This is a genomic window from Nocardia higoensis NBRC 100133 (assembly GCF_000308595.1).
GTDB lineage: Bacteria > Actinomycetota > Actinomycetes > Mycobacteriales > Mycobacteriaceae > Nocardia > Nocardia higoensis.
Map to the genome: position 1 here is coordinate 1 of NZ_BAGA01000165.1, position 10,050 is coordinate 10,050.

The 10,050-nt window shown below is 66.0% G+C and carries 10 protein-coding genes; 6 read left to right on the plus strand and 4 right to left on the minus strand.

The genetic code is table 11. From position 1 onward, the window contains the following. The 5 genes from ON26_RS27410 to ON26_RS27430 all read left to right on the plus strand — a co-directional run. On the plus strand, positions 1 to 997 hold a 997-nt coding region (locus tag ON26_RS27410), incomplete at its 5' end, for a cytochrome P450 family protein (protein WP_040800537.1). A 17-nt stretch (positions 998 to 1,014) separates the two neighbouring features. Next, the gene (locus tag ON26_RS27415) at positions 1,015 to 2,268 is read left to right on the plus strand and encodes a cytochrome P450 family protein (protein WP_040800540.1); all 1,254 of its coding nucleotides are present in this window, start codon (positions 1,015 to 1,017) and stop codon (positions 2,266 to 2,268) included. A 90-nt stretch (positions 2,269 to 2,358) separates the two neighbouring features. Continuing rightward, a complete protein-coding gene (locus ON26_RS27420) occupies positions 2,359 to 2,574 on the plus strand; it encodes a hypothetical protein (protein WP_040800544.1) in 216 nt (71 codons plus the stop codon). A 106-nt stretch (positions 2,575 to 2,680) separates the two neighbouring features. Continuing rightward, positions 2,681 to 3,082: a hypothetical protein gene (locus tag ON26_RS27425; protein WP_157172030.1), complete on the plus strand. Its 402-nt coding sequence runs from the start codon at positions 2,681 to 2,683 to the stop codon at positions 3,080 to 3,082. A gap of 110 nt (positions 3,083 to 3,192) precedes the next feature. Next, on the plus strand, positions 3,193 to 4,071 hold the full coding sequence (locus tag ON26_RS27430) for an RpnC/YadD family protein (protein ID WP_040800559.1): 879 nt from the start codon (positions 3,193 to 3,195) through the stop codon (positions 4,069 to 4,071). A gap of 95 nt (positions 4,072 to 4,166) precedes the next feature. Here ON26_RS27430 and ON26_RS34970 read toward each other — a convergent pair whose 3' ends face one another. Then, complete coding sequence (locus tag ON26_RS34970) at positions 4,167 to 4,295, minus strand: hypothetical protein (RefSeq protein ID WP_281032416.1); 129 nt, start codon at positions 4,293 to 4,295, stop codon at positions 4,167 to 4,169. Between the two features lie 12 nt (positions 4,296 to 4,307). Continuing rightward, the gene (locus ON26_RS27435; RefSeq protein WP_040800550.1) at positions 4,308 to 4,574 is read right to left on the minus strand and encodes a hypothetical protein; all 267 of its coding nucleotides are present in this window, start codon (positions 4,572 to 4,574) and stop codon (positions 4,308 to 4,310) included. 909 nt (positions 4,575 to 5,483) lie between these two features. On the opposite strand from ON26_RS27435, the gene ON26_RS33665 reads away from it, so the two are divergent. After that, positions 5,484 to 5,840 (plus strand): hypothetical protein, encoded by a 357-nt coding sequence (locus ON26_RS33665; RefSeq protein ID WP_157172031.1) that lies wholly within the window; start codon positions 5,484 to 5,486, stop codon positions 5,838 to 5,840. A 202-nt stretch (positions 5,841 to 6,042) separates the two neighbouring features. Here the strand turns inward: ON26_RS33665 and ON26_RS27445 are convergent, their stop codons facing one another. Both ON26_RS27445 and ON26_RS27450 read right to left on the minus strand, forming a co-directional pair. Further along, positions 6,043 to 9,726 (minus strand): AAA domain-containing protein, encoded by a 3,684-nt coding sequence (locus ON26_RS27445; RefSeq protein ID WP_040800556.1) that lies wholly within the window; start codon positions 9,724 to 9,726, stop codon positions 6,043 to 6,045. After that, on the minus strand, positions 9,723 to 10,050 hold a 328-nt coding region (locus ON26_RS27450), incomplete at its 5' end, for a hypothetical protein (RefSeq protein WP_218000638.1). The genes ON26_RS27445 and ON26_RS27450, both read right to left, overlap by 4 nt.

The window sequence follows — 10,050 nt, forward strand, 5'->3', positions numbered from 1 at the left end:
CGCCTGGCAGCGCGACATCCCACTCGAGTGCCCGGTCCGCCCGATGATGCAGTGGCGTCCGAACGCCCTGCGCAGCAGCGGGTTCGAGCACGCCCGCTACCGCTCCGCCACCGTCGACGCGCTCGCCCGTATCGATCTGCACAGCACCCGCCAGGTGGTCGAGCGGATCGCCGTCGGGCTGGTCGGCGAGTTCTGCGGCACCGGCCGGGCCGATCTGATCCGGGACTTCGCCGCCCCGTTGGTGTTCGAGCTGATCGGCGAACTCATCGGCTGCGATCCCGAGCTCAGCGATCGGGCCGCGACGGGGATGGCGATGATCTTCGACACCACCGATGCCGCCGCGGGCAACGAGCTGATCGTCGGGGCACTGGCCGAACTCGTGGCCCGCAAACGGGCCCGGCCGGGACCGGACGTCACCTCCTGGCTGCTGGCCCATCCGACCGGCCTGAGCGACGAAGAAGCCGTCCACCAGCTGGTCACCCTCTACGGGGCCGCGAGCGAGCCGCTGACGAATCTCATCGTCAACACATTGTCGTGGATGATGACCCACCCGGATTTCGGCGGCGAGGTCGTCGGGGGTGGGCTCTCCACTCGGGACGCGCTCACGCACGTGCTGTTCCGTGATCCGCCGATCGCGAACTTCTGCATGTCGTATCCGCGTCAGCCGCAGCTCGTGGACGGGGTGTGGATGCGGGCGCACCAGCCGGTGGTGATCAGCCTGGCCGCCTGCAACAACGACCCGGCCGTGGTGGGCGGCAATATCCGCGGCAACGAGTCGCACCTCGGGCTCGGCGCCGGGCCGCATCGGTGCCCCGCGCGGGCGCTGGCCGAACTGGTCGCCGGGGAGGCGATCGATCAGCTGCTCGACGCGCTGCCCGAGATGACGTGCGCGGTGCCGGCCGAGCGGTTGCGGTGGCGGCCGGGGCCGTTCCATCGGGCGCTCGAGGAGCTGCCCGTCTCCTTCACTCCTGTTGCGGCACTGACTGTTTCCCGCTGAACGCTAAGGCGAATCCGATGACCGATCTGCAACCCGCTCCCATCACGCTCGATGTCACGGGCGCCGACATCCCCGGCGAGGCCGCCCGCCTGCGCGCACGGGGGCCGCTGGTGCCGGTGGTGCTGCCGGGCGGCGTGCGCGCCTGGGCCGTGACCGATCCCCAGCTGCTGCGGGAGCTGTTCGTCGACTGGCGGGTGTCCAAGGACGCCGCCCGGCATTGGCCCGCGTTCGTCGCGGGGGAGATTCCGCCGGACTGGCCGCTGATCTCGTGGGTGTCGGTGCGCAATATGTTCACCGCTTACGGCACGGACCATCAGCGGCTGCGCAAGCTGGTCGGTCCGGCGTTCTCCGCGCGCCGCGTCGACGCACTGCGACCGCAGATCCGGCGGATCACCACCGAGCTGCTCGACGGGATCGCCGCCCGGCCGGAGGGCGCCGTGGTCGATCTGCGGGAAGAGTTCGCGGCGCAGGTGCCGTTGCGGGTGATCAGCGCGCTGATGGGCGTGCCGGACGATCTGCGGGGCGGGCTGCGGCTGTGTGTCGACGAGCTGTTCTCCACGGTGCCGCGGCGTGATCCGCAGGCGACTTTCGCCGAGATGGTGAGCATTTTGACCACGCTGGTGGCGCGTCGCCGGGCCGAGCCGGGCGCGGACATGACCAGCTTGCTCATCAGCCGCCGCGACGGCGAGGCCGACCGGCTCACCGAAGAGGAGCTGATCCACACCTTGCTGTTGGTGATCAGTGCTGGTTACCAGACCACGGTCGATCTGCTCGATCAGGCGATCTGTCAGGTCCTGACCCGGCCTGAACTGCTGACCCGGCTTCGTGTCGGCGCGTTCGGCTGGTCGCATCTGATCGAGGAGACCCTGCGCTACGCGCCGCCGGTGGCGAATCTGCCGCTGCGGTACGCGGTGGTCGACATCGACGTGGCGGGCACGCGAATCAAGGCGGGCGATGCCATCCTCGCCTGCTTCGCGGCCGCCAATCGCGAGCCCGGACTGTATGGGGACGACGCCGGCGAGTTCGATCCGGGTCGCTCGACGAAAGAGCATCTGTCGTTCGGGTACGGGCCGCACTACTGCCTCGGGGCGCCGCTGCCCCGGTTGGAGGCCGCCGTGGCGCTGCCCGCGCTGTTCCGGCGGTTTCCGGGGATGACGCTCGCGGTCGCCCCGGAAGCACTGAAACCGTTGCCGAGCTTCATCTCTCACGGGCATCAGCGGCTACCGGTGTATCCGGACGGGGCGGGCGGCGTGGGCCGGGCGGACGGGTGACCACCCCGTCCCAGCGGGCACACGGCAGGGGCGGGGACTGCCGTGGCCGCTGACCACCGACGGCAGGAGGCACGGTGGCCCGTCGCTGCTGTGATCCCGATCGGCCGGGCGCCCGGCGCGCGGGTGTCCACCGCCGACAAGGCGCGCCACGACAACCCGCACTGGCCTGTGCGGTCGCCGACAGCGGCTGCCGCGGCGCTGCTCCTGCACGGCGCATGCCCGTGGCACTGCTCCACCCGGGTCGCCGCGCTCATCGTCAGCGCGGGCGATTACCAGTTCTTCCGCGATCGCGGCGTCATCGATTGAAAGGACGATCCCTATGCACGGACCTGCGGGTCGACAATCGGCCGGGAGGACGGCGCTCGGGGTGCTGAATCGCGGTGTCAGCGAATCGCCGGCTGATGACCGGCATGTGCTGGCCGAACTCGCCCGCGCCCGCGGCTACCGGCTCGTGGATGTGCTCATCGTTGACGAAGACACCTATCTGCCGACCGCCTACATTGCCGAGCGTGCTCGTTCGGTGCGGGCCGACGCCCTGCTCGCCCCGAGTTTCGAGCACTTCGGGGTGTCCGGGCGGGTACTGCCGCTCGTTGCGGAGCTGGTGGTTCCCCGAAGTTCGCATTCCCCCATCGAACCGGAGTGCCATCGCGAAACGGCTCGGGGACAACGTAATCGAACGCTCTGGTCGGTTCTGGCTGCGGCGGCTCTGATCGTCTTCGTGGTCACCGCGTGGGGCCTGTGGTCCGGTCCTGAGCCGCCCTCGGCTCCGGAGCCCGCCGTGATCGTACTTCCCGATCCGACTGTTGTGCGGTGAGGGGCGCCGGAGTGTAAGACGTTGCAGGTCAGATGCATTCCGCACCCCCGATCAAGACCAATCCTCCAATTCGAACATATGTTTGATAGCGAATGGATATGCTTCCCGTCATGCCCGGTTCCTCCCACGAAGCGATGCACCGGATCTTCCAGCACGACCCAGGTGTGTTCGCCCGCGCCTTTCGCGCACTCGATCTACCGTTCCCCGACCCGATCGACGTTGCCCTGTTACCGACCGACCTCACCGAGACCCGCCCGCTAGAACGCCGCGTCGACACCTTGTTGCGCATCGGGACCGCTGAGGGGGACTTTCTCCTGCTGGTCGAAGCCCAGCACAAGCCCGATCCCGGCAAACCGCCGGCCTGGGCCTACTACCTGGCCCATCTGCACTCGAAATACTTGCTTCCGCCGGTCCTGCTCGTGGTGTGTCAGGACGAGAACACCGAACGGTGGGCTTCCGGGCCGTTCACCATCGGTCCCCGGCAGTGGCCCAGCCTCGTCGCCAGGCCGCTGGTGCTGGGACCGGACAACGTTCCTATTGTCACCGATGTGGCCGAGGCCGCCATCGATGTGCCGCTCGCAGCGTTGTCGGCGATCACCCACGCCCATCACCCCTGCATCGGTGCCATACTGAAATCGCTGGCAGCCGCCCTGCGGGGCATCGACGACGAGGACGCCGCAATCGTCGCCGAACTGACCGAACTCGGCCTCGGCACCAGCCCGGCCGCCGACACGTGGAGGCAGATGATGTCCGTGGATCTCTCGTTCTTCCGCTCGCAGACTTCTCAGCGCATCCGGGAGGAAGGTCGTGAAGAAGGCTTGGCGAGCGGCCAGGCCGTGAGTGTCTTGCGGGTTCTCGATCGCCGTGGCATCGAGGTGGCCGACGCCGATCGCGAGCGGATCCTCGGTTGCGCGGACACCGAGACACTCACTCGATGGCTCGACCGGGCGTTGACCGCCGAATCAGTCGCCGAGGTCTTCGCCGAGTAACTGCTCTGCGTCGGCTGGTCGGGCATCCAGCGCGGATGCCCGACCAGCTGCGTGTACTGGTGGAGCCGTTTTGCGGCGAAATGGTTCGGAAGCTCTCAGCACATCCCGCGGGCGAAGACGCGCACGGTGTCGGTGTCGAGGTGGTGGACGACGACCTGACGCCCCGTCGTACCGTCCCATTCCGAGAAGTTCTCGTTGGTATCGGCAAGCAGCGATTCCGCCACGCCACTGTCCTGTCAGTAGTGCTTCTGCCAGTTGCTCGGAACGCCTGCGGTGAATGCGCCGAGTTGTGATGCCGAGGTGAATTGCTCGAGTTCGGTCGCGGGGAATTCGGCAACGATCTCCACTTGCGCTTCTCCGCTGAATTCCTGCTCGCCCTTCTGATAGAGGATGTGGGCGTTGTCCGGGAAGTGGATGTTGCCGCATTCTGCTATGGCGTGGCCGCTCTCCGGTGAGCTGTAGCCAGCCAGACCGAGCGCGACGGCCACGATCGAGACGGGCACGAACCGCGCTGTCCTTGTCCGGTTCAGAGGTTTCCGGACCAGGTGTAGTCGCCGAGCGCTTCGGATTACTGCGGGCTTTGAAACTGCGTGCCCAGCCGGCTTCTTCCAGTTGCCGCCTATCGTCGTTCGGTCCCTTCTTGATCGACAGCTCCACATCCAAGGACGACCAGTCGACCGTCTTGTCGAAGTCGTACAGGTCGTAGGCGTAGATCCAATACTTGATCTCGACTTGGAGCGCGTCACCCGATCGTGGAACCAGTGCGTCGGCGTCGACCGCCACCGAGAAGGTCCCGAGCGCGAGGACGACATCGGAGTTGTCGGTGAGGGTGATCGGCCCCCAGGGGTGGGTTATCTCCTGGGTGGTACCGATGATGTCCGGATTCCGCTTCGCCTCCTCTTTGATCCAGTCCAGATGGGCCGCAGCGGTGTCGACGACCAGCTGTGTCTGCACGACCTGCGTCATGTTCTCGGAGCTACCGTGCTTGCGATCACCGCTTGGATATTTTGGCCCGATACGGAGCCTGCACCACCGCTCGAGCGGGTTGTGATCGCCATCCCCAGCCGAGGAGTGAAGAGTGAGGCTTCGTGGCACCGTGTCGTCGGACAGCCGATGGTGGGCCTGTTGATTGATGTCCGCCGAAATGGCCATTTCGTAGTGCGAATGGTCGATGGTCGCCGATGACAGGCGTTGCTAGATTGGGGATTCAACCGCAGCGGACCTCCTACCGATAGCGACGGTGAAGTGGGTGAAAGTGTTCTGTGCAGTCAGGTATTGCTTAACTCCGGTTGGTTGTTCACCAAAGCGCGTATCAGTTCACCATCGGTGGTAGAGGCAGCTGCTCAGTGAATGCTCGACGCCAGCTACCTCCACGACATGAAGAACCCTGCAGCACCGATCGAAGGAATGGAATGAAACTGCTCACTACCGCCGTACTCGCGACCGCGCTGATCGCCGGAACAAGCGTGGCAACGGCCAACGCCGAGACTCCGACTGCGGCAATATCCACCATTACCACTGAGGCAACCGCTGCGCCTACTGCCATCCTGGTAACCGTCGATGCGACTGGACAGCCGATCGCGATGTGCATGATGCCCGGGGACACCCTGGAACTTCGGGCCGGCATCGGTGCGGCGATCGGTGCCCTCGCCGGACTGCCCATTTTCATCATCGGTGCCATCCCTGCGGCGTTGGTCGGTGCCGGATTCGGTGCACTGTCATGGTGGATCGCAGATCAGCAGCGGCACCGCATCCCTGGCCCCTGCTGATCATCGCCGCGTTCGACTGGCCGGGAAGCTATGCGCGTGATCGGCCCGGCCCCGGGCGGCTCTTCTCTTGTGGTCGACGCCCATCCCGATTTCGCCGCGGCACGGGACCGGTGACTGGGGCCGAGAGGACGCGCCTCGTGCGCGTTCCAGATGGACATCCATCGAGAAAGTCGGGATTTTGCCTTCCTGCGCACATCAGGCGTCATACGTCATAATCGTAGAGCCGCCACGCCGGTACGCGCACGGCGCAGCCAGGACCGTCCTTGTCGGTGCGGATATCCTTGTGACGCAACATCAATCGAAGATGCCGTGCCGGATCGGTTCCGTCCGCGACCCCGCTGTCCAGGATGTAAGCGGCCCGCGCGCCGTCTGCGTACTCGACTACCGCGTCCGTCGGATGCCCGTGAACGCGGGCTCGTAGCGTCACCTTGCCGCCCGTGTCGATGAGATGGGCGAAAAGGCGATCCTGGAGTTCGTCGGCAGCGGTGTCGAGATGTTCATCGGTTCGGTCGCCTGCTGCGTCGAGGAGAGCGACCCCGATCTCCCGTGTCGCCCACAACTGACGGTTTCCGACGATGATCAGATGGGACCGAGCGCGAGTGATCGCCACATTCCAGAGGTTCCGTTGCCGTTCGACCCATCGGATCGAGCCCGTGGGCATATTCGGGGCCGCCACAAGCGAATAGAAGACGAAGTCGCATTCGCCGCCTTGGAAGGTATGGACGGTTCCGACCCGTACGTGCTCGAGGTCCTTGCCCAGTGCGGACTCGATCAAGGCGGCCTGTGCTTTGAACGGGGTCACGATGCCGATGCTCGGTGCGCCGCTGGTTGCGTCGGTTCGATGGAGCAGGAATTCGACGGCCTCGACGACCTTGGCGGCTTCACGCCGATTGATCCAAGACCTGCCGTCCCTCGGTTGCTCCGCGAATCCGGTGACGTCGGTCCAGTGAACAGCTTCACGGCCGGTGATCTCGGGGCGGCCGCGAGTGTCGGTCAGTGTGGTCAGCCGGCCTTCGTAGAACAGGGTGTTGGCCAGCTCCGCGATCTTCGGGTGGCATCGAAAGTGCTCGTCCAGCAGCAGAGTTCCGCCTGCAGCCCGCTCCGCAGCTCGGAAAGCGGAGTGGCGGCGGGAGGACATGCGGTTGCTTTCCAACCAGTCCGGCCCGAGTCCGGCCGATCGGGCAGCATGGAGTTCCTGTCGGACATCGACTTCGGCGATGTGCGGAAGCTGCATGGGGTCGCCGATGATCACGGCGCGACGGGCGCGGAACAGCAGGGGCAGTATCGCGGGTATCGAGCACTGACTGGCTTCGTCGATGATTACGAGATCGAAAAGTGCGGCTGTGGGTGGAAAGTAGCGAGCCGACATGCTGCTCACGGCCCACCCACGGACGCTCGGGAGGGCGTTGCGCAGGGCTCGCCATGCCGAACCGTCTTCGGTGGCGTCGATGAGTTCGGTGATGCTGTCGCGCCCCTGCGCCGCGGCTGTGCGGGTGCTCGCCTCCAGGGCCTGCTCGGATGCCCGGCGCAGCTCGGCCTCCGTGGTGTGCAGGCGGGCCGACAGTTCCGTGGTGTCGGGAAGCGCCTGCAATCCGGACCGTGTGGCACGCCAGTCCTGCTCGGCCTCGAGGAATACGGCGAGTGCGGTGCAGTGCTCGGCGAGAGCGACGGTGTTCTCGGTACGGATCCCCCAGCGGTTCAGCAGTCTCGTCCTGCGGTATCCGGCGAACAACTGGGCCCGGCTCGCTCGGCGAGCCGAGCGGGCGGCCGACACGGGTGTGCGTCGCCCGAGACGAGAGAGCAGGTCGAAGACCGAGGTGTCCAGCGTCCGGGCGGCATGCTCGCGTGCGCGGGCGGCGGTGAGAAGACGCTGTTCGAACTCAGCGGTTCGAGAGAACAGCGCTCGTACCTCGCCCAGCGCCTGTTCGGCTTGCCGTGCGGCGGCCCTGGCCGTCGCTGCATTGAACTCTGCCGGAGGGAGGGCACGCAATGTGCGGAGCACATCGCAGGCTCTCGTACGGTGTGCCTTGCTGCCGGTGCGCACCACACTGCCCGGGGTGATGTTCTCGCACCGTTCCCAGACTTCGTCCACGGCTCGATTATTGGTCGAGGCTACGAGCACCGTCGAGTTGCTGACCAGTGCGGTGGCGACGAGATTGGTCACGAGCTGGCTTTTGCCGGTGCCAGGTGGGCCGGTGGCGACCGTGAGGCGGTTCTGCATCGCCGAGTGTATGACCGAATCCTGGGCCTCGTTGGACTGCAGCGGTGTCACCAGCTGATACGTCCCGTCCGGCTCCGGTTGCCGACCGGATGGAATCGGGTCGAGGGCGGCGAGCGCGGTCCCCGGAATCCGGTCGACCTGCTCCATCAGGCTGTCGAGATCCTGGAGCAGGTTCGACACCGGGCCCGGTCCGCCCCGCACGCGCAGTAGGACCGCAGTATTGCGCGCACCCTCGTTCGAGGTGTCGACGTCGATGTCGTCGCTGAGCCGGCTGGGGCGAAGAGGCTGGACACAGGCGATGCCCAGTTCTTGTTCGAGCACAGTCGCCATGTCGTGTGCCATCGCGGCGGGTTGACCAGCATGCCAAGTCGGGTGATACGCGGCGTTGAAATCCTCGGCGGTGCCTTCACCGAGGCGGGTCTCGATCAATTCTTGATGGACGATGACTCGACCGGAGGGTTCCAATCGGACCCCGTCTGCCGTCCGGATCATCTCCACTTTCCGTAGGAAGGCGGGTGCGAACCGGTGTCGACCGCTTTTGCGGGAGCCGGGGCCGGCATGCAGGACAACCGCTGGATAGCCCGCCCAGAGCTCGTCGTCGGAGGCGATGACATCGTCGATGAACGCCTGCGTCTGCGCCTGAGGAGTGATCCGATGATCGTCGTCGACCGTTCCCGACAGCAAACGCTCGGTGCCGTACCAGCACACATAGGACGAGCCCTCATCGCTCACCGACAAGGTCGGGAATACCGTGTGGCCCGCAGTCAGACAGCGTCGGTAGTACTCGAGCAGGTGATGCCAGGTCGGGCGGATGGCCTTCGCCGGAGCATCGAATCGTGGTGGCTCCGATTGCCGGGAAACCGGTGTCAGCGTTGCCGGGCCTTGCGGTCGAGAGGCGATCACGATCCGGTCGTCCACCTGAACGGCGGACTTGACCGGAATCTGCTTGGATTCGGCCCTCAGTAGTTGATTGACGTACTCGAAAAGATCGTCGACGGTGACCTCGCCGGTCTCGGGGCGAGCGGCGTCGCCGCTGCACAGAGTCGCCACCACGGCGCCGGTGAACACCGAGGGTGTGATGACAGTCGAATCCGGCGACCCGGAGAACGACGCCTCGGTTGCGCGGGAGGACGACAGGACGAACACACCGCTGCTGCGCAGTACTGGAGCCGGAGGCGTGGCGACGGCCCCTTTCGCGGTGGGATGGCCGTCGTGGTCTGCCGGGCGGAGCCCGACCGCGAATCCGCCGCTCTGGCAGCAATCGATCATAAGGATCTTCTGCGCTGCTGGGCACGACTCGAGTGCCTCGTTGACGAACTGCGCCCCGACTGCGGTGGTGGCGACATTGTCGCAATCGGTATCGGTGGTGATGAAGTGGAACTCACTGTCAACCTGGACCAGGCGGGTGCCGTGGCCCGAGACATACAGCAAGGCGAGTTCGTCCTCGTCGCAACTATCGAGAAAGTCTGCGATCTCGGCGCACATCTGCTCACTCGTGCAATCGACGACCGAGCGTACCTCGGTGAAGGCGCCGATATCCCGATGCCGCAACGCCTGGCTCAGCAACGACAGGTCCGCGCGGATCGATGGCAGCGGGCTGAATCGGTTGTCGGCGTAGTTCTCGACACCGAGCAACAGTGCGCGCCGCCGAAGGGGCCTGCTCATGAGGTCGAGCGCTCGTCGTCGGCCTCGGACGGCCGGTTATCTCCGCCGAGCATGCGGATGATTCGTTCGACCCGCTCGTCCATATCGCCGGTGACGACGACACTGACGCTGCCCTTCTCAGCGGTGATCTCCACTCGGCGGTGCCGCTCTCGGGCGCACCACTCCCGGATGGCGGTGACGAGTATGCGCGTGGCGGCCGTGGCCACGGGCACCGCGACACTCGCAGAGAGCGCGAGGTCGGCCATGCCCGCGCTCTTTTCGCCTGCCGCGGCGGTCTTACCGACCTCGTCGTAGGCGACTTCGACATCGGGTACGGATAGCAGG

Excerpts from the sequence above, each read along its gene's own strand:
- ON26_RS33665 (WP_157172031.1), top strand. The coding sequence starts at position 5,484 with ATGAAACTGCTCACTACCGCCGTACTCGCGACCGCGCTGATCGCCGGA.
- ON26_RS27430 (WP_040800559.1), top strand. The coding sequence starts at position 3,193 with ATGCCCGGTTCCTCCCACGAAGCGATGCACCGGATCTTCCAGCACGAC.
- ON26_RS27445 (WP_040800556.1), bottom strand. The coding sequence starts at position 9,726 with ATGAGCAGGCCCCTTCGGCGGCGCGCACTGTTGCTCGGTGTCGAGAAC.
- ON26_RS27415 (WP_040800540.1), top strand. The coding sequence starts at position 1,015 with ATGACCGATCTGCAACCCGCTCCCATCACGCTCGATGTCACGGGCGCC.